Source organism: Bradyrhizobium sp. LMG 9283 (assembly GCF_045571415.1).
Taxonomy (GTDB): Bacteria; Pseudomonadota; Alphaproteobacteria; order Rhizobiales; family Xanthobacteraceae; genus Bradyrhizobium.
Window position 1 is genome coordinate 8,443,157 of record NZ_CP120691.1, and the last position, 23,896, is coordinate 8,467,052.

19 protein-coding genes and 2 pseudogenes are annotated in these 23,896 nt (G+C 64.3%); 13 read left to right on the forward strand and 8 right to left on the reverse strand.

Features of this window, described 5'->3' with window-relative positions; all coding sequences use genetic code 11:
* Positions 1 to 48 precede the first annotated feature (48 nt).
* The 3 genes from P6U29_RS39390 (at position 49) to P6U29_RS39400 (ending at position 5,347) form a co-directional block, all read left to right on the forward strand.
* Complete coding sequence (locus P6U29_RS39390) at positions 49 to 1,116, forward strand: acyltransferase family protein (protein WP_407115460.1); 1,068 nt, start codon at positions 49 to 51, stop codon at positions 1,114 to 1,116.
* Between the two features lie 260 nt (positions 1,117 to 1,376).
* Complete coding sequence (gene polA / locus P6U29_RS39395; RefSeq protein ID WP_407115461.1) at positions 1,377 to 4,457, forward strand: DNA polymerase I; 3,081 nt, start codon at positions 1,377 to 1,379, stop codon at positions 4,455 to 4,457.
* Between the two features lie 254 nt (positions 4,458 to 4,711).
* A complete protein-coding gene (locus tag P6U29_RS39400) occupies positions 4,712 to 5,347 on the forward strand; it encodes a LysE family translocator (protein WP_407115462.1) in 636 nt (211 codons plus the stop codon).
* A gap of 198 nt (positions 5,348 to 5,545) precedes the next feature.
* On the opposite strand, the gene P6U29_RS39405 is transcribed toward P6U29_RS39400, so the two are convergent.
* A complete protein-coding gene (locus P6U29_RS39405; RefSeq protein WP_407115463.1) occupies positions 5,546 to 6,172 on the reverse strand; it encodes a glutathione S-transferase family protein in 627 nt (208 codons plus the stop codon).
* Positions 6,173 to 6,344: 172 nt separating this feature from the next.
* Between P6U29_RS39405 and pyrE the strand changes: the two genes are divergently transcribed.
* Together pyrE and P6U29_RS39415 are read left to right on the forward strand one after the other, a co-directional pair.
* Positions 6,345 to 6,908 (forward strand): orotate phosphoribosyltransferase, encoded by a 564-nt coding sequence (gene pyrE / locus P6U29_RS39410; RefSeq protein ID WP_407115464.1) that lies wholly within the window; start codon positions 6,345 to 6,347, stop codon positions 6,906 to 6,908.
* A gap of 247 nt (positions 6,909 to 7,155) precedes the next feature.
* Positions 7,156 to 7,938 (forward strand): DUF2865 domain-containing protein, encoded by a 783-nt coding sequence (locus P6U29_RS39415; RefSeq protein ID WP_407115465.1) that lies wholly within the window; start codon positions 7,156 to 7,158, stop codon positions 7,936 to 7,938.
* Between the two features lie 152 nt (positions 7,939 to 8,090).
* Here P6U29_RS39415 and P6U29_RS39420 read toward each other — a convergent pair whose 3' ends face one another.
* The 6 genes and pseudogenes from P6U29_RS39420 to P6U29_RS39445 form a co-directional block, all read right to left on the reverse strand.
* Entirely contained in the window at positions 8,091 to 8,522 is a 432-nt protein-coding gene (locus tag P6U29_RS39420) for a hypothetical protein (RefSeq protein WP_407115466.1), read from the reverse strand.
* Between the two features lie 118 nt (positions 8,523 to 8,640).
* Entirely contained in the window at positions 8,641 to 9,312 is a 672-nt protein-coding gene (gene pdeM / locus P6U29_RS39425; RefSeq protein WP_407115467.1) for a ligase-associated DNA damage response endonuclease PdeM, read from the reverse strand.
* Between the two features lie 53 nt (positions 9,313 to 9,365).
* Positions 9,366 to 11,942, reverse strand: a complete 2,577-nt coding sequence (locus tag P6U29_RS39430) for a ligase-associated DNA damage response DEXH box helicase (protein ID WP_407119559.1) — start codon at positions 11,940 to 11,942, stop codon at positions 9,366 to 9,368.
* Between the two features lie 77 nt (positions 11,943 to 12,019).
* Positions 12,020 to 12,385, reverse strand: coding sequence for a nuclear transport factor 2 family protein (locus tag P6U29_RS39435; protein WP_407115468.1), 366 nt, complete (start codon positions 12,383 to 12,385; stop codon positions 12,020 to 12,022).
* A gap of 111 nt (positions 12,386 to 12,496) precedes the next feature.
* Positions 12,497 to 12,847, reverse strand: a complete 351-nt coding sequence (locus tag P6U29_RS39440) for a RidA family protein (RefSeq protein ID WP_027575148.1) — start codon at positions 12,845 to 12,847, stop codon at positions 12,497 to 12,499.
* A 117-nt stretch (positions 12,848 to 12,964) separates the two neighbouring features.
* Positions 12,965 to 13,889: pseudogene (locus tag P6U29_RS39445) on the reverse strand (alpha/beta hydrolase family esterase).
* Positions 13,890 to 14,078: 189 nt separating this feature from the next.
* On the opposite strand from P6U29_RS39445, the gene P6U29_RS39450 reads away from it, so the two are divergent.
* The 3 genes from P6U29_RS39450 to P6U29_RS39460 all read left to right on the forward strand — a co-directional run bounded on the left by P6U29_RS39450 (position 14,079) and on the right by P6U29_RS39460 (position 18,053).
* The gene (locus P6U29_RS39450; protein ID WP_407115469.1) at positions 14,079 to 15,083 is read left to right on the forward strand and encodes a PAS domain-containing protein; all 1,005 of its coding nucleotides are present in this window, start codon (positions 14,079 to 14,081) and stop codon (positions 15,081 to 15,083) included.
* A 512-nt stretch (positions 15,084 to 15,595) separates the two neighbouring features.
* Positions 15,596 to 17,704: a methyl-accepting chemotaxis protein gene (locus P6U29_RS39455; RefSeq protein ID WP_407115470.1), complete on the forward strand. Its 2,109-nt coding sequence runs from the start codon at positions 15,596 to 15,598 to the stop codon at positions 17,702 to 17,704.
* Positions 17,705 to 17,747: 43 nt separating this feature from the next.
* Complete coding sequence (locus tag P6U29_RS39460; RefSeq protein ID WP_407115471.1) at positions 17,748 to 18,053, forward strand: hypothetical protein; 306 nt, start codon at positions 17,748 to 17,750, stop codon at positions 18,051 to 18,053.
* A gap of 37 nt (positions 18,054 to 18,090) precedes the next feature.
* Here P6U29_RS39460 and P6U29_RS39465 read toward each other — a convergent pair whose 3' ends face one another.
* Positions 18,091 to 19,749 (reverse strand): FAD-binding dehydrogenase, encoded by a 1,659-nt coding sequence (locus tag P6U29_RS39465; RefSeq protein ID WP_407115472.1) that lies wholly within the window; start codon positions 19,747 to 19,749, stop codon positions 18,091 to 18,093.
* A 264-nt stretch (positions 19,750 to 20,013) separates the two neighbouring features.
* On the opposite strand from P6U29_RS39465, the gene P6U29_RS39470 reads away from it, so the two are divergent.
* From P6U29_RS39470 to P6U29_RS39490, 5 genes and pseudogenes are all read left to right on the forward strand, one after another.
* Entirely contained in the window at positions 20,014 to 20,535 is a 522-nt protein-coding gene (locus tag P6U29_RS39470; protein WP_407115473.1) for a hypothetical protein, read from the forward strand.
* A gap of 110 nt (positions 20,536 to 20,645) precedes the next feature.
* Positions 20,646 to 20,840, forward strand: coding sequence for a hypothetical protein (locus P6U29_RS39475; RefSeq protein ID WP_407115474.1), 195 nt, complete (start codon positions 20,646 to 20,648; stop codon positions 20,838 to 20,840).
* 24 nt (positions 20,841 to 20,864) lie between these two features.
* Positions 20,865 to 21,455, forward strand: a complete 591-nt coding sequence (locus P6U29_RS39480) for an SCO family protein (protein WP_407115475.1) — start codon at positions 20,865 to 20,867, stop codon at positions 21,453 to 21,455.
* A gap of 201 nt (positions 21,456 to 21,656) precedes the next feature.
* A complete protein-coding gene (locus tag P6U29_RS39485; protein ID WP_407115476.1) occupies positions 21,657 to 22,589 on the forward strand; it encodes a transporter substrate-binding domain-containing protein in 933 nt (310 codons plus the stop codon).
* A 123-nt stretch (positions 22,590 to 22,712) separates the two neighbouring features.
* Positions 22,713 to 23,878: pseudogene (locus tag P6U29_RS39490) on the forward strand (IS110 family transposase).
* The last annotated feature ends 18 nt before the right edge of the window (positions 23,879 to 23,896 follow it).

Sequence of the window (23,896 nt, forward strand, 5' to 3'; positions counted from 1 at the left end):
CCCACACCCACACAGGGACGGGCGGAACGCGCCTCGAAAAGGGACACCATGGCACGATCAGGCACAATCGCGGCGGCCGGGGTTTCCAAGGCGCGTTCGGCCGCGCGCGTCGACTGGGTCGACTACGCCAAGGGCATCTGCATCGTCATGGTCGTGATGATGCATTCGGTGCTGGGGGTCGAGCTCGCCGCCGGGCAGACCGGCTTCATGCATGTCGCCGTGGCCTTCGCAAAGCCGTTCCGGATGCCGGATTTCTTCCTGATCTCGGGCTTGTTCCTCTCTCTGGTGATTGATCGGGACTGGCGAACCTATCTCGACCGCAAGGTGGTGCATTTCGCCTATTTTTATGTCGTCTGGGTGACAATCCAGTTCGGCTTCAAGGCGCCGGCCTTTGCCGCGGAGACCAGTTGGCGCGCGGTCGGCTTGCTTTACCTCGAATCCTTCATCGAGCCGTTCGGCACGCTGTGGTTCATCTATCTGTTGCCGATCTTCTTCGTCGTCACGAAACTGACACGCAAAGTCCCGCCGCCCGCGATCTGGCTTCTCGCCGCCGCGCTGGAGACCGCACGGATCACGACCGGCTGGACCGTCATCGACGAGTTCTGCACGCGCTTCGTCTATTTCTATTCAGGTTACCTGTTCGCGCCATACGTGTTCGCCCTGTCGGATCGCGCGCGCAATCATCCGGCTCTCGCGCTTGCAGCGCTCGCCACCTGGGCGCTGGTCAATGCCGGCCTGGTCGCATGGGGTGCCAGCGAATGGGCGATCGTCTCGCTCGTGCTCGGCTTTGCCGGCGCCTGCGCCATCATCACGACGGGCACGCTGCTCGCGCGCGCACAGTGGCTCAACTTCCTCCGCTTCTGCGGCGAGCATTCGATCGTGATCTATCTCGCCTTCTTCCTGCCAATGGCGGCGACGCGGACGCTGCTGCTGCGCTCGGGCGTCATTGCCGACATCGGCACGGTGTCGCTGGTGGTCACCATCGCCGGCGTGCTCGGAGCGCTGGCGATCTGGCAGATGGCCCTGCGCCTCAATGCGCGCTTCCTGTTCGAGCGACCGGATGCGTTTTGGATCGCGCCGAGAAAGGCAGGCGTACGGCTGCAGGCGGCGGAGTAGCCGCGTCTCGGTGTGTCGTCGCCCGGCTTGCCGTCTTCGCTAAAGCTTCGCCGGCCCAACACCGAAGAGCCGGCGAAGCCTTCGCGTAGCCGGGACCGGGCGACCCATTGTTCCAGAGGCAGTCGTTGTCGACCGATAGGCCGCGGCGTACTGGATTCCCCGGTCAAGCCGTGGAATGACAGTGGGGATAGCGGCGCCAGCAAGCCAAAAATCCGCCTCCCAAGGCTGTCAAAGCCCGCAAAAATTCATACATTGCGGCCATGCCCAAAACAGCCCCGAAGACCACTGCCAAAGCCGACACCAAGGCCGCGCCCAAGGCTGCGGCCGAGACCAAACCCGCCGTTGCGACAGCTGCTGCCAAACCGGTGGCGGCGAAGGCGGCCGGCAAGGGCGACCACGTCTTCCTGGTCGACGGTTCCTCCTACATCTTCCGCGCCTATCACGCGCTGCCGCCGCTGAACCGCAAGTCCGACGGTCTCCAGGTCAATGCCGTGCTCGGCTTCTGCAACATGCTGTGGAAGCTCTTGCGCGAGATGCCCGAAGACAACCGGCCGACGCATCTTGCCATCGTCTTCGACAAGTCGGAGATCACCTTCCGCAACAAGATCTATCCGGACTACAAGGCGCACCGGCCGCCTGCGCCTGACGATCTGATTCCGCAATTCGCGCTGATCCGCGAGGCCGTCCGCGCCTTCGACCTGCCCTGCCTGGAACAGGTCGGCTTCGAGGCCGACGATCTCATTGCGACCTATGTGCGACAGGCCTGCGAGCGCGGCGCCAGCGCAACCATCGTGTCGTCCGACAAGGATCTGATGCAGCTCGTCACCGATTGCGTCACCATGTACGACACCATGAAGGACCGCCGCATCGGCATCCCCGAGGTGATCGAGAAGTTCGGCGTGCCGCCGAACAAGGTGGTCGAGGTGCAGGCTCTTGCCGGCGATTCCACCGACAATGTGCCCGGCGTGCCCGGCATCGGCGTCAAGACCGCGGCGCAGCTGATCATCGAGTATGGCGACCTCGACCAATTGCTGTTCCGCGCCGGCGAGATCAAGCAGCCAAAACGGCGCGAGGCGCTGCTCGAGAACGCAGAGAAGGCGCGGATCTCGCGGCAGCTCGTGTTGCTCGACGACAAGGTCGATCTCGAGGTGCCGCTGGACGATCTCGCCGTCCACGAGCCCGACGCGCGCAAGCTGATCGCCTTCCTGAAGGCGATGGAGTTCACGACGCTGACGCGACGTGTCGCCGAATATTCGCAGATCGATCCCGCCAACGTCGATGCCGATCCCGGCTACGCAAAGGGCGCGAGCGTATTCTCGCCGCTACCGCCTTCGGACGTCGTGCCCGCACCGGGGACCGGCACACCGGCGCAGACCATGCCGGTCGAGCGCAACAAGTCGGCGGGGAAGGAGGACAAGGCTGCGAGCCCGAAGGGTGCGCCGATCTCGCTCGCCACCGCGCGCGAAGAGGCGCTACGCAAGCTTCCGGTCGATCGCAGCAAATACCAGACCATCAAGACGCTCAAGGAGCTCGACGCCTTCATCGCGCGCATCCATGATGCCGGCCATGTCGCGATCGAGACGAGAGCCAACTCGATCGATCCGATGCAGGCCGATCTTTGCGGCATCGCGCTGGCACTGGCACCGAACGAGGCCTGCTACGTGCCGCTGGCGCACAAGCAATCCGGCGGCGGCGCCGGCCTGTTCGATGCCGGCCTCGCGCCGGACCAGGTCAGGCATGACGACGCACTGCAAGCGCTGCGGCCGGTGCTGGAATCAGCCGGCATTCTCAAGATCGGTTTCGACGTCAAGTTCACCGCCGTGATGCTGGCGCAGCACGGCATCACCCTGCGCAACATCGACGATGCGCTGTTGATCTCCTACGTGCTCGACGCCGGCCGCGGCTCGCATGCCCTGGAATCGCTGTCCGAGCGCTGGTTCGGTCATGCCATGCTGAAGGAAAACGAGCTGCTCGGCAGCGGCAAGGGCAAGATCACCTTCGACCAGGTGCCGATCGACAAGGCCGCGCCACTGTCGGCGGAAGCCGCCGACGTCGCCTTGCGCGTCTGGCGCGTGCTGAAGCCGCGCCTCGTCGCCGAGCACATGAGCGCGGTCTACGAGACCCTGGAGCGGCCGCTGGTATCGGTGCTCGCACGCATGGAGCGGCGCGGCATCTCGATCGATCGCCAGGTCTTGTCGCGCCTCTCCGGCGACTTTGCCCAGACCGCAGCGCGCGTCGAGGCCGAGATCCAGGAGCTCGCGGGCGAGCCGGTCAATGTCGGCAGCCCCAAGCAGATCGGCGACATCCTGTTCGGCAAGATGGGACTGCCCGGCGGCACCAAGACCAAGACCGGCGCATGGTCGACCACCGCCCAGGTGCTCGATGAGCTCGCCGAGCAGGGCCACGACTTCCCGAAGAAGATTTTGGAGTGGCGTCAGGTCTCCAAACTGAAATCGACCTACACCGACGCGTTGCCGACCTATGTCAATCCGCAGACGCATCGCGTGCACACGACCTACGCGCTGGCCGCGACCACGACGGGGCGATTGTCGTCGAACGAGCCGAACTTGCAGAACATTCCGGTGCGCACCGAGGATGGCCGCAAGATCCGCCGCGCCTTCGTCGCGACACCCGGACACAAGCTGGTGTCAGCCGATTATTCACAGATCGAGCTGCGACTGCTCGCCGAGATCGCCGACATCCCCGTGCTGAAGCAGGCGTTTCGCGACGGGCTCGACATTCATGCCATGACCGCGTCGGAGATGTTCGGCGTGCCGATCAAGGGCATGCCCAGCGAGATCCGCCGACGCGCCAAGGCGATCAATTTCGGCATCATCTACGGCATCTCCGCGTTCGGCCTTGCCAACCAGCTCGGCATCGCGCGCGAGGAGGCTTCGGCCTACATCAAGAAATATTTCGAGCGTTTCCCCGGCATCCGCGCCTACATGGACGAGACGCGCGACTTCTGCCGCAACCACGGCTACGTCACCACGCTGTTCGGCCGCAAGTGCCACTACCCCGACATCAAGGCCTCCAACGCCTCGGTGCGCGCCTTCAACGAGCGCGCCGCGATCAACGCCCGGCTCCAGGGCACCGCGGCCGACATCATCCGCCGCGCCATGACGCGCGTGGAGGATGCGCTCGCCGAAAAGAAGCTCTCGGCGCAGATGCTGCTCCAGGTGCACGACGAATTGATCTTCGAGGTGCCCGACGACGAGGTCGAGGCGACGCTCCCCGTCGTGCAGAAGGTCATGCAGGACGCGCCGTTCCCGGCCGTGCTGCTGTCAGTGCCGCTGCACGTCGATGCGCGCGCGGCGACCAACTGGGACGAGGCTCACTAGCGCTCTCTCTTCACCTCTCCCCGCTTGCGGGGAGAGGGCGGATCGCTCTTGCGATCCGGGTGAGGGGGTACAAGTCTCACGTCGACCTCGCCCTGGGGAGAGAGGCCCCTCACCCCAACCCTCTCCCCGCAAGTGCGGGGCGAGGGAGCGCAGCGAGCGCGTGGCGAGAACCTAATTGTCCTCCGAGCAATTGCGCGATGGCCCGGCAAGGTCTCGCCTATTAGAACCGTGCCATCTCCCGCACCGGTTCACCCATGCCCCACACCTCCGCCCTGCTCGGCTTCGCTCTCGTCTGCCTCGGTCTCGTGCTCACGCCGGGACCGAACATGATCTATCTGATTTCGCGCTCGATCACGCAGGGTGCCGCGGCCGGCATCGTCTCGCTCGGCGGCGTCGCGCTCGGCTTCGTGTTCTATATGCTGTGCGCGGCGTTCGGTATCACGGCGCTGCTGCTCGCCATTCCTTTCGCTTATGACGCGCTGCGCTTTGCCGGTGCCGGATACTTGCTGTGGCTCGCCTGGCAGGCGGTGAAGCCGGGCGGGCGTTCGCCGTTCCAGGTGAGAAAGCTCGCGATCGACAGCCCGCGCAAATTGTTCGCGATGGGATTCGTCACCAACCTGCTCAACCCGAAAATCGCGATGCTGTATCTGGCATTGCTGCCGCAGTTCATCGATCCCGCCGCCGGCAGCGTGCTGACGCAATCGGTGGTGCTGGGCGCGATCCAGATCGCGATCAGCGTCAGCGTCAATGCGATGATCGCGCTCGTGGCCGGATCGATCGCGCTGTTCCTGGCGAACCGGCCGAGCTGGATGCTGGTGCAGCGCTGGCTGATGGGGACGGTGCTGGCCGGGCTCGCGGTGCGGATGGCGGTCGAAGCGAAGAAGGTGTAGCCGACGTCACAAGCCGCTCGCTCGTGTCCCGGACGCGCTGCAGCGCTCTTGCGCTGCTGCGCAGAGCCGGGACCCAGAAGGCCAAGAACGAGATCGCAAAGGCATGGGCCCCGGCTCTGCACCGCACCGCACCGCACGATGCTTCGCATCGCCGGGACCGCTGCGTCGCGTCCGGGGCACGAGGCGTGAGAGCTCAGACTAATCCAGCTTCGCCTCCATGCCCCGCTTCACCGCCGGACGCGCCATCAGCGCGTCGTACCAGCGCTTGACGTTGGGGAAGTCGGCCAGATCAACCTTGTGGCGAGGATGACGCCAGGCCCATCCCAGGATGGCAAAATCGGCAACCGAGAGATCGCCCGCGACGAAGTCGCGCCCCTCGAGCCGCCGGTCCAAGACGCCGTAAAGCCGGCGCGTCTCCGCCATGAAACGTTTCAAGCCGTAGGCGCGATCCTGTTCATTTTCCAGTGCGATGAAATGGTGCACCTGTCCCGGCATCGGCCCGAAGCCGCCCATTTGCCACATCAGCCATTCGTAGACGGGGATCCGCTGGCTGAGCGATTTCGGCAGGAATTTTCCGGTCTTTTCGCCGAGATAAAGCAGGATGGCGCCGGATTCGAAGATGCTGACCGGCTTGCCGTCGGGCCCCTCGGGGTCGACGATCGCGGGGATCTTATTGTTGGGAGAGAGCTTGAGGAACTCGGGCGCCATCTGCTCGCCCTTGGTGATGTTCACCGGGATCACCTTGTAGGGCAACCCCATCTCCTCCAGTGCGACCGAGATCTTGCGTCCGTTCGGCGTGTTCCAGGTGTAGAGCTCGATCGTCATTCCCGTTTCCTTCCTCAAGAGGCTTGCCCCTCAACTACTCCAGAAGATTGCGCCCTCACAACCGGCGGCTCGGGATGGCCGATCCCTGTTGACGGGAGACGCCCCCTCTGGAATGTCGCGGCCGTCGCGGATAAATTCCGCCTCCACCAAAAACGCTGTTCGAGGGACCGCCGTGTCGAAATCCGCCTCCCGCGCCCGCCTGTTCGAAATCATCCGCCGGCGCTCCTTCGGCCGTGGCGAGGTGACGCTCGCGTCGGGCCGTAAGAGCGATTTCTACTTCAACCTCAAGCCGACCATGCTCGACCCCGAGGGCGCGACGCTGCTGGCCGAGCTCACCTATGAGGCGCTGAAGGACGAACAGCTCGATTTCATCGGCGGGCTCGAGATGGGTGCGGTGCCGCTCGCCGGCGCGCTGGCGCAGATCTCATGGATCAAGGGGCATCCGATCGCGGCGTTCTTCGTGCGCAAGAAGCCGAAGGAGCACGGCGCCAAGCTCGCCATCGAAGGCCTGCCCAAGGGTGAGACGCTGGCAGGCAAGCGCGTGGTGATCGTCGAGGACGTCACCACGACCGGCGGTTCGGCGATGAAGGCGGTGGAATCCGTGCGCGAGACCGGCGCCAATGTCGTGCTGGTGCTGACCATGGTCGACCGCGAGGAAGGCGCCACCGACACGTTCGGTGCAGCCGGCCTGCCGTTCCGCTCGCTGTACAAGGCGTCGGAATTCTTGAAGGCCTAGGTGGCGAAATCTTCTCCGCCTTCTTGCCCGGGTGTAGCTCGGAAGCAACCATCCGTCGGAAGCTGTGCCCGGCCTTAAAGAGGTCACCGCCTCGACTTGAAACCGCCTCTGCTCAACGGCTCATTTACGATCCCACTTTATGGTGAATCATGTGCTGAGACCTGAGGGTTCCAGCCGGTTCAGTAGCGTCGGGTGGAGTAGGCGTTTGCGTACAATCTCGTCCCATGCGCGCCGGCGGCGTCGCGCGATGCTTGTGGCCGCCATGTTTGCAGCCCCGTTGCTTGCAGCTCCCGCCCCGGTTTCGGCCGAAGGCCTGTTCGACTTCCTCTTCGGCGGAATGCAGCAGCAGCGGCCGCAGCGGGAGGTGCCGCAGCAGGCGAACTCCTACTCCGACCCCTTCACCGGCCAGCAGAATGCGGCGACCCCGCAATATGTGCCGCCGACCCGCTCGGCGGCGGCCGGCGGCTCGGGCCCGGCCTTCTGCGTGCGCAGTTGCGACGGGAAATATTTTCCACTGATGCGCGGCCTCGCCTCGCCCGCGCAGATGTGTCAGGCGTTCTGTCCCGCCAGCCCGACCAAGGTCTATTTCGGCTCGTCGATCGAGGGCGCCTATTCGCAGACCGGCGAGCGCTACGCGGACAGCGAGAATGCGTTCGCCTACCGCAAGGCGCTGCGCGCCGACTGCACCTGCAACGGCCGTGAGCCGGCTGGCCTCGCCCCGGTCGATCTTGCGCTGGATTCATCGCTGAAGGCCGGCGACGTGATCGCCACCACCGACGGCCTCGTCGCCTATACCGGCATCCGCGTCGGCAACGACCAGGCTGCGGACTTCACCCCGGTTGCCTCGTATCCCGGCCTCACCGCCCAGGTCCGCGCGCGCCTCGGCGAGATGAAGGTGGCGCCGGTGCGGGCCGACACGGTGTCGGCAGATGCGCCGGCGCCAGCCGAGATCGTGCGAGAGGCCCTGCCGGATGTGTCGGTGCCGAAGACGACGGCGCAGAAGCCGGCGAAGCGGGCGGGGCTGGATTGATCTCGTGTCCCGGACGGCGGCGCAGCGCGAAAGCGATGCGACGCTGAGCCGGGACCCAGAATGCCGCGAGATGGGCCCCGGCTCTGCAGCGCATCGCACCGGACGATGCTTCGCATCGCCGGGAGCGCTGCGCTTTGTCCGGGGCGCGGCGGTCACCTGCCGATGATCACCCCGATCACGTTCGGCGCTGCCAGATATTTCTCCTCGATCGCCGCCCGTGCAGCGGCGCGGTTTTCCGGCGTCAGGAGGCCGCGCTTTTCGGCCAGGATCATCCAGCAAAAGCCCCACCAATCGCTCAGCATGCCCGCTTCGCCTATGAGGTCATAACCCTGCTCGGCCGCGAAGATCCGCGCATGCGCCTCGTCCAGCGTGTCGAGAAACAGATGGTCCTCGGTCGAGAACAGTTCGTCGCTGATATCGTCGATGGTGTAGCCCCAGATCGACTGGCACACCGCGTTGAACTCGCGATCGAACTGGTCGTCATCGACCGCGTAGCGCCGTGCCGCCTGATGCAGCCGTGACAGCGAGCGCGCGAAATCGGCGATCCGGGTGAGGGCAAACTGGTCGAAGGCAATGGTGGACATGTAGTCCTCGCAAAGTCGGACAGACGCTAGATATTGTGTCGGCGATGCGCCGAATCACAATGATATATCAAAGACTTGCTAAAGTGTTCTTAATTTGTTCCGAGGCGCGACCCACGCCTCAATAGCAGCGCGAGGCCGCAATGGCGTGGACGCGGCGGTCGCCGAGGAGATGGGCGACAAAGCCGTTCTCCGGAAAGATCTTGGTGAAGGCAGTATCGCGGATGCTGAGGCCGCCGGCATAGGCGCCGAAGGCGGGCATCACGGTACGCATCCCGTCGCTGGCGAAGCAGCGGCGCTCGATCGAACGGCCGCGCGCGGAGACGCGCGCCTTGGGATGCAGATGGCCGGCGATCTCGCCGGCTGCGCCGGTCGGCTCGTGGCGAAAGGTGATGGGGCCGACTGCAACCTCGTCGGCAACGGTGCCGCCGAGATCGCGCGGCAGCATGGGATCATGATTGCCGGAGATCCAGATCCAGTCGCGGCCGGTCTGGAGTGCGGCGACGGCGTCGCGGTCCTCCGCCGACAGGCGCTCATGCGCGGTACGGTCGTGAAAACTGTCGCCGAGCGCGATGACGATGCGTGGATCATGGCGGGAGATGACAGCAGCGAGCCGGCCGAGCGTCGCGATGGTATCGTAAGGCGGCAGCAGCACGCCGCGCGTCGCGAAGCTCGAACCCTTCTCCAGATGCAGGTCGGAGACGACCAGCAGGCGCTGCTCTTCCCAGAACAGCGCGCCGGAAAGATCGGCCGCGAAGGTCACATGGCTGATGGTGACTTTGGAAACGCGCATGTCCTCGACATCCCCTGAAGCCAGCGCGCCTGCCGTCACGTCGAAACCTGCTCTTATCCCATCGCCTCTTTGACGAGCTCGTCGGCGGCTTCCGCCATAAGCTCGTCTGCAGCCTCGCCATAAACTGACTCGCGGCCGATTTCCAGCATCACGGGGACCGCCAGCGGAGAGACGTGGTCGAGTTCCCGGTGGGTGATGCGGCCCTGGATGCGCATCAGCATGTCGCCGAGGCGGCGCAGGTCGAGCAGGCCCGTGGCGGCATCGGCGCGCGCGGCTCGGAGCAGGACGTGATCGGCCTGGTGCTTGCGCAGCACGTCATAGACGAGGTCGGTCGAGAACAGCACCTGCCGTCGGCTCTTCTCTTCACCGGTATGGCGGCGCGCGATCAGACCGGAGATGATCGCGCAATTGCGGAACGTGCGCTTCATCAGCGCGGATTCGGCGAGCCAGGCTTCGAGATCGTCACCGAGCATGTCGGGATCGAACAGCGCGTTGAGATCGATCCGATTGTTGCGGATCATGAAGGAGAGATCGCCGAGTCCCCAGATCGCCACCGCATATTCATTGGCGACGAAGCCGAGCGGCCGCGCGCGAGCGCGCTCCAGCCGCCGCGTCAGCAGCATGCCGAGGGTCTGGTGCGCCAGGCGGCCTTCGAACGGGTAGCAGACGAGATAATGCTTGTTGGCGCGCGGAAAGCTCTCGACCAGGAGCTCGCGCACTGCCGGCACGCGCGAGACATCCTTCTGCAGCGACAGCCAGTCGCGCACCTGCTCCGGCAAACCGCCCCATGCGCGGCCGTCGTCGAGCAGGCGGCGGACGCGCTCGGCGAGATAGGTCGAGAGCGGAAACTTGCCGCCCATATAGGACGGCACTTTCGGATCCTTGTCGTGCGCACGCGAGACGTAGACCTGATCCTCGACCAGGGTTTCGTAGCGCACCACTTCGCCTGAGAACACAAAAGTGTCGCCGGGGGAAAGGCCCTCGATGAAGGCCTCCTCGATCTCGCCGAGCAACCGGCCGCCGCGCGCGATCACGCCGGTCGATCCTGCACCGCTGCCGCGGGAGCGCACCAGCCGCACCTTCAGCATATCGTCCTCGACGATGGTGCCGACATTCAGCCGATAGCTCTGCCGCACCTTTGGATTGGCGACGCGCCAGCGGCCTTCCTTGTCCTGCTTGATACGGGCGAAGCGCTCATAGGTTTTCAGCGCGTAGCCGCCGGAGGCGACGAAATCGACGACGTCGTCGAAATCCTGCCGCGACAGATCGGCGTAAGGCGTGGCGGTGCGCACTTCGCCATAGAGCTCATCCGAGAAGAACGGTTCGCCGCAGGCGCAGCCGAGCACGTGCTGGGCCAGCACATCGAGTGCGCCGATGCGCAGCGGCGGCGTGTCCTGCGCATTCTCGGCGATCGCATCGATGGCGACGCGGCACTCCAGCACCTCGAAGCGGTTGGCCGGCACCAGCACGGCGCGGGAGGCTTCGTCGAGGCGATGATTGGCGCGGCCGATGCGCTGCATCAGACGCGAGGCGCCCTTCGGCGCGCCGATATTGACCACGAGATCGACGTCGCCCCAGTCGACACCGAGGTCGAGCGAGGAGGTGCAGACCACGCCGCGCAGCCTGCCCGCCGACATGGCATCCTCGACCTTGCGGCGCTGTGCGACGTCGAGCGAGCCGTGATGCAGCGCGATGGCAAGGCCATCATCGTTCATGCTCCAGAGATTCTGGAATAGCATCTCGGCCTGGCTGCGGGTGTTGACGAAAACCAGCGTGGTCTTGTTGGCCTTGATCAGCTCGTAGATCTCGGGGAGCGCGTGGCGCGCGCTGTGGCCGGCCCAGGGCAGCTGCTCGCGCGTATCGAGCATCTCGACCACGGGCGGCGCGGCGCCGCCGGCGATGACGATATCGGCGGCGACTTCCCGGCCTTCTGGCTGCGGCACCAGGAATCGCGCGAGCTGCTCCGGCTCGGCCACCGTCGCCGACAGGCCGATCGTGCGCATCTGCGGCGCGAGGCGCCACAGCCGCGCCAGCCCGAGCGAGAGCAGATCGCCGCGCTTGGACGTCACCAGCGCATGCAGCTCGTCGAGCACGAGGCGCTTCAGGGAGGAGAACAGGAACGGTGCGTCGTCGGAGGACAGCAGCAGCGCGAGCTGCTCGGGCGTCGTCAGCAACACATCCGGCGGATAGCGTCGCTGCCGCTGGCGCCGCGACACCGGCGTGTCGCCGGTGCGGGTCTCGACCTTGATCGGCAGCGCCATCTCCGCGATGGGGCGCTCGAGGTTGCGCGCGATGTCGACGGCGAGCGCCTTGAGCGGCGAGATGTAGAGGGTGTGCAGGCCGCCGGCGCGTTGCACGCTGCGGCCAGTGGAGACGAGGTTCTTCTTCGCGCCCGCGTCTCGTATGAGCGATTGCGCCGAAAGCTCCACCAGCGTCGGCAGAAATCCCGCCAGCGTCTTGCCGGCGCCGGTCGGCGCAATCAAGAGCGCCGAACGGTCCCCGCGCGCCTTCTCCAGCAGCGCCAATTGATGCGCGCGCGGCAACCAGCCGCGGGCTGCGAACCACGCCTGGAAGCGATCCGGCAGCAGCGCGGCCGGCTCGGCCGATGTTGGGAGGATACGGGGCGGCACGGGATGACAGGTAAGCCGCAGGAGCGGATTCGTCGAGGGGTGGCCCTTCCCGCCTGCGGCGAGAAGGGCAAGAGGTCTCACACCCCGGTCGGCACCTGGTCCAGAAATCCGGTCACGCTGCTGATGCGGCCGTCCCTCAGCACGGCAAAATCGGTGCCTTTGATCGGGCTGTCGGCGCCGTCAGGACCAAGTCCCCACGAAAAGCGGACGTGGTCGCCGTAGCCGTCGGGCTCGCCGATCAGCTTGAATTTGAAATCGGGAAAGCGCTGCTGCACGCCGGCGATCAGCGCCTCGATGCCTTCCTGGCCGTCGCCCTTCATCACGGGATCGACATAGCTCGCATCCGTCGTCCAGCTTTCGCTGAGCAGCTCGCGGCGTCGGCCGGCCATGCGCTCGTTCCAGAGCTCGATATAGCGGCGGGCGATGGTGTTGGGATCGGTCATGGTGTGCTCCTTCGATGGCGCCGTGTTGTCCGGCTGACCTGACTATCGAAGGTTCACGCGCGTCGATCGATTACCTCTGAGGTCATCAACGCGCGTGAAGTTCTCGCGAAATCACTTCGCCGCGGTCACCATGATCTCGACGGTGTATTGCGGCGCCGCCAGCTTGGCTTCGACGGTGGCGCGCGCGGGGGTGTTGCCGGGCGACACCCAGGCGTCCCACACCGCGTTCATCTCGCCGAAGGTCTTCATGTCGGTGATGTAGATCGTTGCCGAGAGCAGCTTCGACTTGTCGGTGCCGGCCTTGGCGAGGTGGCCGTCGATGGTCGCCAGGATGTCCTGGGTTTGCTTCGTCACGCTTTCGCCGGCCGCCTTGTTCGCGACAACGCCGGCGAGATAGACGGTGTTGCCGTGCACGACGACCTGGCTCATGCGCGGGCCAGTTTCAAAACGCTGAATGCTCATTGGGAATCTCCTGGTGGAATGGCGGCCCTGTCTAGCCCAGCGATTTGCGGCGAGCCACCCCTGGCACGCAGGCGTTGCCAGCCACGCATGCATTGTCCGCAGCGCATGCGCTGGCATCTACGGAAACCGGCTGAAAAACGTCCAGATCGTCTCGGCCCCATCGATATCGCTGTTCTGCGGTCCCAGCAGACGCATTGCGACATTCGGGAAGCGAGCATCCGGCGCGAAGCCCGGCATGCGGTGGCCGCCATAATTGATGCGATCGAGCACGACATCGTGTCCCCCCGGGACAGCGCGACGAGATCCGCGTGACCGTGGATTGGTCTGTGGGCGCCTTGTCCGGGAGATCAGCCACTTCGGCGTCATCGATCTCGCAGCCGTTAAGCCTGCGCCAGAACGCCAGCGTGTCCTCGGTCGACCAGAATCCGTCCGCGGCAAAATAGCTCGATCCCTGTCCGCCCTCGTAGGGCACCAGCGGGTCGGCCGTGCCGTTCATGAGCAGCATCGGCAGCGGCCGCGACGGATGGCAGGTCGCCGCGGCCTCGTCGGTGAGATTCATGATCACGCTTGCAGCTGCCGCAAACAGATCGGCGCGGGCGCAAGCGAGTGTCATTGCCATGGCGCCGCCGTTGGAGATACCGGCGACATAGAGGCGGCGAGGGTCGGCCGTGCCGTTCGCCACCAGCTTCTCGACGAGCTTTGTGATGAACGCGATGTCATCGGTGCCCTCGGGTGGGCCGCGCAGCGCGGGTCCCGCCTTGGTTCGCGCGTCGGCCCAGGCATGGTTGAGTCCGTCCGGAAAGACAACGGCCAGACCCTCGCGCCTGGCAAGCTGCGGCCAGGCCGTCCGCGCGACCATGTCGGCGCCACGCTGCGTCTTGCCATGCAGCACGATCACCAGCGGTGCGGGCTTTTTCGCCGGCAATTGCGCGATGTAGGAGCGCTTCACGCCGTTAACATCGACAGTGTCGGCCCATGCAGGAGAGAAGCAGCAGATCACCGCCAACCAGAACAGGGCAACGTGCAAGGCGGGTCGTATCATCCAGGCCATGATCGGTATCATCGATGGCGTTTAGCCGGTTCGACGCACGTAACCAAGTTCAAGATTTCGGCGCGACCTTCGACCGCATGTATATACCGCCTGATGGCACAAATATTCTGCAGCAATCAAGCGAATTGATATAGACTGCAATTAATAGTTGAGCCTTAATTTTCACGACGGGGGGCTGAATTGCGCCACCTGGAAAACCACCTCGACCCTTCGGAGATAGTTCGTCTTTTTGAAGAAAAATTGGGGGCTGGCGTCTGGCGCTGCGATGCTGAAGGCCGGATGCAGTGGTCGCGTGGCTTCTACGGCCTGCTGGGCCTCGATCCCAATGCCGTCGCGCCCAGCTATGCGGAAATCGAGAGACGAATTCATCCGGAGGATCGCCGTCCGCAGCGCGATCCACGCGGATTCGCGTTCGACCGGTCTTTGCTCGACGGCGAGTTTCGCATCATCCGGCCGAACCGTGCACTGCGCTGGCTCCGTATCCAGTCCGAGACTTTTTTGAACTCCGCCGGCGAGCCGGAATGCGTGGTCGGCGTCGCCATCGACATCACCGAACAACGCAGATCGCTGCAGCCTCTCAAGACAGATGCGGGTCGCTACGCGGCGCTCACGCAAGTCGCAGGCGGACTGCTGTGGGTCGGCAGCCAGGACGGCCGGATTACCTCGCTCTTGAACGCGGAGAACAAGCCGGACGCGCACCGGTTCTTCGGCAAAGGCTGGCTCGATCTGCTTCCCGAAGAGGAGCGCGAAACGGCCTTGCAGATCTGGGCGGCTGCCGCCGAAACGGGACAGCCCTACGATGTCGAGCATCGACTGCGCCAGTCCGACGGCTCCTACCGCTGGTACCATTGCAGGGCTGTGCCGGTCCCGGACGCGGATGGCAGTATTCGGGAGTGGTTGGGAATCTCCACGGACGTGCACGAGGAGCGGCTCTCGACCCAACAGGTCTCGACGTCGAGGTTGACGGGTGCGCAATTGCGCGCGGCCCGCGGCATGCTGAACTGGTCAGTGAAACAGCTCGCCGCACGAACCGGGATTTCTGCTGCCGTGATTCGCCGGCTTGAGGAGCAGAATGGTCTACTGCGCCTGCCCGACGAGACATTGACGACTCTTTGCGCCACGCTCTCGTCTGCGGGCATCGAGTTCATCTTCGGAGCCGGAAAACCCGGCGTGAGGCCAAGATAATCGTCAAGCAGCAATCGCGACCGCAATCAATTTTTGCGGAGATCGAGGTGAGATCGAGCCCGCTTCTGACCAGTTTTGGTGTTGGCACCGCGCTCTGCCGATTGAGAGACAAAAAATCGTGACAGGCATCACTTTTGATTCCGGCAGTACCAAGCAGCGCTCAATTTTTGCGCGTTGAGCGATCTCGCGAACAAATTTTTCTTAATGTCTCAATAAGCAATTTTGGTCACCTTGATTGCACACGTCAAAGTCCGAGTGGGAGGGACGTAAAACTGACGGTAGTAGCGGGGTAAGGGCGCTGCATCGTCGTCAGGATGGCTCAAGCGGCGCGCGCGTCGATCTGTCTGGGATCATTGCCAGCCGGGTGCGTCAATGCTGCCGCGATCGGAATAGTGGGGTATCGCCCGATCTGATCATGTCAAACGATCGTATTGGGCTGCGGCATCGTCCACGCGGGGGATTTTCATGCGACGTCTTAGGCCAAAGCGGCCATAGCTGCGGAGTATTTGCCAATGTCTTCCTATTTCAATTTTCGTATCGGTGGCCGGTTGATCGCAGGATTTGCTGCAGTCTGCGCCATCATCGCGCTTTCCGTCGGGTACACGATGCTCGAGGTCGGGCGCATTTCAACGACGGTCAATCGCATGACGAACGTGCGCACGCCAGTCGCGCTGGCAAGCACCGAGCTGATCGGTAATCTCTATTCCACGCTCGCCACCTTGCGCGGCTATTTGCTGAGTGGGAATCCGCAAGGCAAGCTCGATCGCGCGTCGATGTGGAAGGAGATGGATAGGACAGCAACCGCATTCGACGAGCAAGCGGCGCAGTTCACCAATCCCGAGAACAGGCAGAAGTGGGAGCAAGCCAAGCTGTTGCTCGCCGAATTTCGCGCGGCGCAGGACAAGGCCGAAGCGATCGCTTTCACTCCTGATGCCTACCCCGCGACCAAGCTCATGGTCAGCGAGGCCGGCCCGCGCGCAGACGTGATCTTCTCCGAGATCACGAAGATGATCGATCAGGAGGAGGCACAGGAAGCCACACCGGAACGGAAGAAATTGCTCAAGGCGATGGCGGATACGCGGGGCAATTTTGCCGCTGCCACGGCCCAGCTCCGGATGTATCTGCTCTCGGGCGAAAAGACCGACAAGGAAAAATTCGTCAGGCCGTGGGAGGCTTTTGAGAAAGGCTATGCCGGGGTCAATGCGCGAAAGGACCTGCTCATTGCCTCACAACAGGCATCCTTCGATAAGATCGCGAAGGCGAAAAGCGAGTTCGCGCCCCTCTATGAAAGGATCTTCGCGCTTCGCGAGTCCCCGGACTGGAATGCGCCGGTTCATCTGCTGGTGACCGAAGCCGCGCCGCGCGCCGCAAGGATTCTCGATCTGCTCGACGGGCCCAAGGGCGTCGACGGCACCCGCTCGGGAGGCATCAAATCCAATCAGAAGCTGATGCTCGTCGAGGAGACGCGGGGCGTGCAGGAGAGCATCTCGCTGTTGAAGCTGGTGCTGTGGGCTCTGCTGGCCGCGGGAGTCGGCCTCGGCGGCACAATCGCGCTGTTCACGTCCCGCTCGATCGCAACGCCGATCCGGGGGATGACCCTTGCCATGGGCAAGCTTGCCGGCGGCGACACCTCCACGACCGTTCCCTGCGTGGGCCGCACCGACGAGGTCGGCGAGATGGCCAATGCGGTCCAGGTGTTCAAAGACAACATGATCGAGGCCGATCGTCTGCGTGCCGAGCAGGCACAAATGGAGGCTCGCGCGGCCGCTCAGCGCAAGGCCGACATGCACAGGCTCGCGGGTCAGTTCGAGGACGCGGTCGGCGACATTGTGAAGACGCTGTCGTCCTCATCGACCGAGCTTGAAGCAGCGGCCCGGACGCTGAGCAAGACCGCGGAGAACACCCAGGAACTCTCGAGCGTCGTCTCTGCCGCCTCCGAGGAAGCGTCGACCAATGTTCAATCGGTTGCCTCCGCCACCGAGGAGATGAGTTCGTCGGTGAGCGAAATCAGCCGCCAGGTGCAGGACGCCGCCAGAATTGCCCGCGCGGCAGTGGAGCAGGCGCAGTTGACCAATGATCGGGTCAACAAGCTGTCGCAGGCGGCCACCCGCATCGGCGACGTCGTCGAACTCATCAACACGATCGCGGGGCAGACCAATCTGCTCGCTCTGAACGCCACGATCGAAGCGGCGCGAGCCGGCGAAACGGGGCGCGGCTTTGCTGTGGTTGCATCCGAGGTCAAGGCGCTGGCCGAACAGACAGCGAAGGCGACCGGAGAGATCGGTCATCAGATCGCCGACATTCAAGCCGCCACCCAGGAGTCGGTGGTCGCGATCAAGGAGATCAGCGGAACAATCGGCAGGATCTCGGAGATTTCTTCGGCGATCGCATCGGCAGTCGAAGAGCAGGGAGCGGCGACGCAGGAGATTGCCCGCAACATCCAGCAGGCGGCGCAAGGCACCGACCAGGTCGCAGCCAACATCAGCGATGTGAAGCACGGGGCAGCGGAGACTGGTTCGGCTTCGACCCAGGTGCTTGCCTCTGCGCAAATGCTGTCGAGGGACAGCGCGCGATTGCACTCCGAGGTCGAGCAGTTCCTGACCACGGTTCGCGCCGCCTGATCCGAAGAGACCTGTACCCTGCTACGATGCATGAGGGAACGCGATGGCCGATCGAAACACGCAAGAAGCGCTAGCGGGCGCGCTCGATAACGTCATCGCGTTGCCGCTTCGCCAAACCAGCCTGGTCGCCAGCACCATGAGAGACTGCGACTCGCTGCGGCAAGGCATCGTGACGATGCAGCAATGTCTCAGGGCGCTCGGCGACCTTGTCCGAAATCTCGATGACAGACCAGTCGAGGCCGAGCGACTTCGAGCCCACATGACCGAGCTGAACGAGCTCTTGTCTCTGCGGCTCGATCAGCTCTCGCTGACCGAACGCCTGTTGCAGGAGATGCTTCGCCGCGGCTGAGGCCGGTGCGCCGCCGTGCACCGGCCAGCCTGGTCGGTCACCCCACCGCCTTCGCTGCGGAGCGGCCGGCATTGCGCCCGGAGAACAGGCAGCCGCCGAGGAAAGTGCCCTCAAGCGAGCGATAGCCATGCACGCCGCCACCACCGAAGCCGGCGGCTTCACCGACGGCGTAGAGGCCAGGAATGACGCGCCCCTCTTCCCCAAACACGCGGGAGTCGAGATCGGTCTCGAAGCCGCCCAGCGTCTTGCGGATGAGGATGTTGAGCTTCACCGCGATCAGCGGCCCATGCGCAGGATCCAGGATGCGGTGCGGTGAGGCGGTGCGGATCAACTTGTCGCCGATGTAGCGCCGCGCATTGTGGATGTTCATGACCTGCGCATCCTTGACGTAAGGATTGGCGATCTCGCGGTCGCGTGCCTCGATCTGCATCTTGATGTGCTCGAGCTTGAGCAGATCGCTGCCGGCGAGCTTGTTCATGGTCGCAACGAGTTCATCGAGCTTGTCCCGGACGATGAAGTCGACACCATGGCTTTTGAAAGCCTCCACCGGCGCCGGCGCGCCCTTGTTGGTGGCGCGGCGCAAGGTCATGCGCCAGCTCTTGCCGGTCAGGTCGGGGTTCTGCTCCGAGCCCGACAGCGCAAATTCCTTCTTGATGATGCTCTGGGTCAGGATGAACCAGGAATAATCATAGCCCGTCGACATGATGTATTTGAGCTGGCCGAGCGTGTCCGAGCCCGGAAACAGCGGCGCCGGCAATCGCGTACCGGTCGCATCGAACCACATCGACGAGGGACCCGGCAGGATGCGGATGCCGTGGCGCGGCCAGATCGGCGACCAGTTCTGGATGCCTTCGACATAGTGCCACATGCGGTCGCGGTTGATCAGCCGCGCGCCGGTCTTTTCGGTGATGCCGATCATGCGGCCGTCGACATGCTCTGGCACGCCCGAAATCATGAATTTCGGGGGATCGCCGAGCCGCTTCGGCCAATTCTGCCGCACCAGTTCGTGGTTGCCGCCGATGCCGCCGGAGGCGACGATCACGGCCTGCGCCTTCAGCGCGAACTCACCGACGAGGTTGCGGGAAGAGCTCTTGCCGCGCTCGACATCGTCAGGCGCGAGGACGGCGCCGCTGACGCCATCCACGGCGCCGTTGGTCACGGAGAGCGCATCGACGCGATGGCGGAATTTGAAGATCAATCGGCCACTCTTCATCGCCTCGCGCGCGCGGCGCTCGAACGGCTCGACGATGCCCGGCCCGGTTCCCCAGGTGACGTGAAAGCGCGGTACCGAATTGCCGTGGCCCATCGCGTCGTAGCCGCCGCGCTCGGCCCAGCCGACCACTGGGAAGATGCGGTGGCCCATGGCGCGCAGCCAGCCACGCTTCTCGCCCGCCGCGAACGCCACATAAGCCTCGGCCCATTGGCGCGGCCAGAAATCCTCGTCGCGGTCGAAGCCGGCGGTGCCGAGCCAGTCCTGCATCGCGAGCTCGAACGAGTCCTTGATGCCGAGCCGGCGCTGCTCCGGCGAATCGACCAGGAACAATCCGCCGAACGACCAGAACGCCTGACCGCCGAGCGACTGCTCGCCTTCCTGGTCCACGACGATCACGCGCTTGCCCGCGTCGGCGATCTCGGTGGCGGCAACAAGGCCCGACAGTCCTGCGCCGACCACAATGACGTCGGTTTCTTCAGCCATGTGTTTCCCCCTCCATGAGTTCCCCCTGTAATTGCCCGGATTGAAGCCAACGGTTGTAACTGAGATCAAGGGTATGGCGCGTAAGACCTCGTTAACTTGTTCCACTCTGGGATAGAGACACACGGAGTGCAGCGCGGACGCAACACTGGACTTGAATTTGTTTTGCGCCACGCGGCCTGCCTAGACAAAACCTTGGTTACGACAGACGCTAGCTGTGCATCACCACCTGACACGCAGATTCGAATACGACTGGGGCGGGGGACAATGAAGTTTCTAACGGGATTGCTTGCGGCGGTTCTCTTGATCGCGGGCATGGGGGCTTCTCACGCGGTGGTTCGTATCGCAGATGACCGCGGCGGCCGAATTGGAACCTACGTCGATAGATACCAGGATCTCAGGCAATCGGGCGAGACCGTCATCATCGACGGCCTCTGCGCTTCCGCCTGCACTATCGTGCTCGGCGCCATCCCACACGATCGGATCTGCGTGACCTCGCATGCGACGCTCGGCTTCCACGCCGCCTGGGATTTCGGCGCCAACGGCCGCGCCGTCACCAATCCTGAAGCGACCCAGATGCTCTATGCGATGTACCCCTCGCAGGTGAGGCGCTGGATCGGCCAGCGGGGTGGGCTTACCCCACGCATGCTCTTCCTGAGGGGCAAGCAGCTCGAGGCCATGTATCGGCCCTGTTACCTGGATGCGCAGGCCTCGACGGCCAAGCCGTCGCGCCGGTCGCTCCCACAAGCGGAGCAACTCGAATCCGCTCGGGGCCAGTTCCTCCACTGATCGTCGCAGCATGACGGCGTCCCTGTGCGCCGCCGGCGACGTCTTGCCCGCAGGCGGCGCAAGGCCTATCTGAAAGCCTGGGAACCGGGACCTTCGTCCCGATCGTTGTCATGGCTCAACCACTACATCCAGCGCGTCCGCTATCGGACAATTCGCCCACTGCCGGCCGGATGTCATCCGTGCTGCTGTGGGCCGGCGCGGCAATCGGCGGTCTCGTCGTGATCGGCGCGCTGGCGCTCTGGTTCCACTATGGCAGCCAGGTATTCTTCGAAATGATCAGGACCGGCTTTGCCGCCTGCTTCTGACCTGCGACAGGAAGTTTTTCGCTCATGAGCCCCGCCACCCGTCCGCTGGTGATCGCGACTGCCTTCGCTGCAAGCCTCATTGTCGGGCTCCTGATCATGTTCTGGGCCATGGGTGGGGTCAGCAAGGTGGCGCAGCCGGCCGCGATCGGCGGCCCGTTCCAGCTGACCGACCAGAACGGCAAAGCCGTCACGGACAAGAGCCTCAAGGGCAAGCCGACCCTGATCTTCTTCGGCTACACCCATTGCCCCGACGTCTGCCCAACCTCTCTGTTCGAGATCTCGGAAGTGCTGCGGGCGATGGGCAAGGACGCCGACAAGGTCAATGCCGTCTTCATCTCGGTCGATCCCGAGCGCGACACGCCGGCGACGATGAAGGACTACCTGTCGAGTTTCGATCCGCATCTGGTGGGCCTGTCCGGCGATCCCGCCGAGACCGCCAAGGTCATCACCTCCTACCGGGTCTATGCCAAGAAGGTCCCGACCAAGGACGGCGACTACACCATGGACCACACTGCGCTGGTCTACCTGATGGACCGCGACGGCAGGTTCGTCTCGCCGTTCAATCTGAAGCGAACGCCGGAAGAGGCGGCAGCTGATTTGAAGAAGTATCTCTGAGGACTACCGTTCGGGCGACGCGCTCCACTGCACCTCTCCCGCTCTTGTCCGCAGAAGCCTTCGAAGGCGGATGCGGGATAGGTCGCGCCGCAGGCGGGAGAGGGAGCGCACCTTCACCCTCGCCCCATTCCGCGCTCGCGTTCCCGGTGGGATGGTCTATAACGCCCTCCGATCCCAACGAAATTCATTCATTTCCGGCCGATGGCTTTATCGCAACAGGCGAAATCGTTCAAATCTGCCCGTGGCTTGCTGATGGGGCTGGCCGCCGCCGCGTGCCTGCTCGCAGCGCTGCCCGCCGAGGCCCAGACGCCAGCCAAGCGGCCTCCGGCAGCGCCACAGACCGCCCCTCAGGCCGCCCCCCAAGCAGCGCCGCAGGCCGTGCCCGGCTTCTGGGACCCGCGCCGGCGACCGGAGCGGCCGGACCTGTCGCGCCTGACCGTGATCCGCTTCCTGACCGAGACCGACTATCCGCCGTTCAACTTCACCGGCGCGGATGGCAATCCGGCCGGCTTCAACGTCGATTTCGCCCGCAGCCTGTGCGAGGAGATCAAGGTCACCTGCACGGTGCAGATGCGGCGCTTCGAGACGCTGGTCGATGCGCTCACCTCCAACCGGGGCGACGCTATCATCGCCTCGATGGCGGTGAGCCCGCAGCTGCGCGCCCGCGTCGACTTCACCGATCCCTATTACCGCGTGCCGGCGCGCTTCGTCTCGCGCAAGGACGCGGTGATGCCGGAGATCCGGCCCGAATATCTCGAGGGCAAGAAGGTCGGCGTCATCGCCGGCTCCGCGCATGAGGCGTATCTCAAGGCGATGTTCACCGACGCCGAGCTGCATGCCTATCCCAGTGACGATGCGATGCGCGCAGCTTTGCGCAGGGGCGAGGTCGACTTCATCTTCGGCGACGCCATCTCGCTGGCGTTCTGGATCAACGGCACCGATTCCGGCGATTGCTGTGCCTTCTCCGGCGGCCCCTTCGTCGAGAGCCGTTTCTTCGGCGAAGGCATCGGCATCGCCGTGCGCAAGGGCAACGACGTGCTGCGCCAGGCCCTGAACTGGGCGATGTTCCGCGTCTGGGAAAAAGGCCGCTATACCGATCTGTGGCTGCGGTATTTCTCGGTGAGCCCGTTTTAAGCCGTCGCTGCTCCCACGCCGTCATTGCGAGGAGCTCTTGCGACGAAGATTCCATGGGGAGTGGATAGCGACCGGGTCTGAGGCCAGACTGAGGTTGCTGAAGCACTCAACCTGGAGACAACGATGTTGCTCGATCATCTTTCCAACGGACTGGCCGCTATCCGGACGCAGATTGGCGCAATTTTTGTGTCATTGGAACTGAGCCGTTCGACATGGCTGGTTACATCGCTGTCGCCCGGCAAGGGCGAGAAGATGTCCAAACACAGCGTGAAGGCCGGCGCTATTGCGGAGCTTTTGAAGCTCTTTGCAGCGCTGAAGCGTAAGGCCCAGGCGCGAACGGGCGAGAGTTATCCGATCATCACCATCCAGGAGGCGGGGCTGGATGGGTTCTGGCTTCACCGCACTCTGCAGTCGGAGGGCGTCGAGAGCTACGTGGTCGATCCGGCCTCGATCGCGACGCCGCGCCGGCGCCGGCGGGCCAAGACGGACCGGTTGGACGGTGAGACGCTGTTGCGGTCGCTTCTGGCCTACAAGCGCGGCGAGCCACGGGTCTGCGCGATGGTCGTTGCCCCCTCTCCGGAAGAAGAGGACCGCCGCAGGCTTTGCCGGGAGCGGCGGACCTTGATCGCGGAGCGGATCGTGCATGTGAACCGGATCAAGGGTGTTCTGTTTGCGCAAGGGATATTCGACTACGTGCCGCTGCGGCGCGATCGACGGACGCGGCTCGAGGCCTTGCGCACGGGGACGGGCGGCTGCTGCCGGCGCATTTGAAGGCGCAGATCAGCCGCGAGCTCGACCGGCTCGAACTTCTGCTTGACCAGATCGCGGCGGTAGAGCGCGAGCAGGATGCATTGCTGGCTGCAAGCCGACCAGCAGGCGAGAAGGCTGCATCGAACCCGGTCGCGATGCTGCTCGACTTGAAGGGCCTGGGCCCGAACTTTGCTGCCATTCTCTGGTCGGAGGCCTTCCACCGTCAGTTCACCAACCGCCGCCAGGTTGCGTCCTATGCCGGTCTTGCGGCCACGCCATGGCGCAGTGGCGGCATTGAGCGTGAGCAGGGCGTGTCGAAGGCCGGCAATCCGCGCCTGAGAACCACGATGATCCAGCTCGCCTGGCTGTGGATACGTCATCAGCCTCAATCGGCTCTGACCCAGTGGTTCAAGGCCAACAGCCAGCGCGGCCGCAAGCGCACAATCGTGGCGCTGGCGCGCAAGCTGCTCGTGGCCCTGTGGAAATACGTGACCGCCGGCGTCGTGATCGAGGGAGCCGTGGTGAAGCCCGGCGCCTGACACCACGCCTCTCAGCCT

Bases quoted from the DNA above. Each gene is read 5' to 3' on its own strand.
- P6U29_RS39400 (WP_407115462.1), top strand. From the start codon at position 4,712: ATGCCCCACACCTCCGCCCTGCTCGGCTTCGCTCTCGTCTGCCTCGGT.
- P6U29_RS39435 (WP_407115468.1), bottom strand. From the start codon at position 12,385: ATGACCGATCCCAACACCATCGCCCGCCGCTATATCGAGCTCTGGAAC.
- P6U29_RS39455 (WP_407115470.1), top strand. From the start codon at position 15,596: ATGTCTTCCTATTTCAATTTTCGTATCGGTGGCCGGTTGATCGCAGGA.
- P6U29_RS39475 (WP_407115474.1), top strand. From the start codon at position 20,646: ATGGCTCAACCACTACATCCAGCGCGTCCGCTATCGGACAATTCGCCC.
- P6U29_RS39390 (WP_407115460.1), top strand. From the start codon at position 49: ATGGCACGATCAGGCACAATCGCGGCGGCCGGGGTTTCCAAGGCGCGT.
- P6U29_RS39420 (WP_407115466.1), bottom strand. From the start codon at position 8,522: ATGTCCACCATTGCCTTCGACCAGTTTGCCCTCACCCGGATCGCCGAT.
- P6U29_RS39460 (WP_407115471.1), top strand. From the start codon at position 17,748: ATGGCCGATCGAAACACGCAAGAAGCGCTAGCGGGCGCGCTCGATAAC.
- P6U29_RS39405 (WP_407115463.1), bottom strand. From the start codon at position 6,172: ATGACGATCGAGCTCTACACCTGGAACACGCCGAACGGACGCAAGATC.
- P6U29_RS39465 (WP_407115472.1), bottom strand. From the start codon at position 19,749: ATGGCTGAAGAAACCGACGTCATTGTGGTCGGCGCAGGACTGTCGGGC.
- P6U29_RS39480 (WP_407115475.1), top strand. From the start codon at position 20,865: ATGAGCCCCGCCACCCGTCCGCTGGTGATCGCGACTGCCTTCGCTGCA.
- P6U29_RS39485 (WP_407115476.1), top strand. From the start codon at position 21,657: ATGGCTTTATCGCAACAGGCGAAATCGTTCAAATCTGCCCGTGGCTTG.
- P6U29_RS39415 (WP_407115465.1), top strand. From the start codon at position 7,156: ATGCTTGTGGCCGCCATGTTTGCAGCCCCGTTGCTTGCAGCTCCCGCC.
- P6U29_RS39440 (WP_027575148.1), bottom strand. From the start codon at position 12,847: ATGAGCATTCAGCGTTTTGAAACTGGCCCGCGCATGAGCCAGGTCGTC.
- pdeM (WP_407115467.1), bottom strand. From the start codon at position 9,312: ATGCGCGTTTCCAAAGTCACCATCAGCCATGTGACCTTCGCGGCCGAT.
- polA (WP_407115461.1), top strand. From the start codon at position 1,377: ATGCCCAAAACAGCCCCGAAGACCACTGCCAAAGCCGACACCAAGGCC.
- P6U29_RS39470 (WP_407115473.1), top strand. From the start codon at position 20,014: ATGAAGTTTCTAACGGGATTGCTTGCGGCGGTTCTCTTGATCGCGGGC.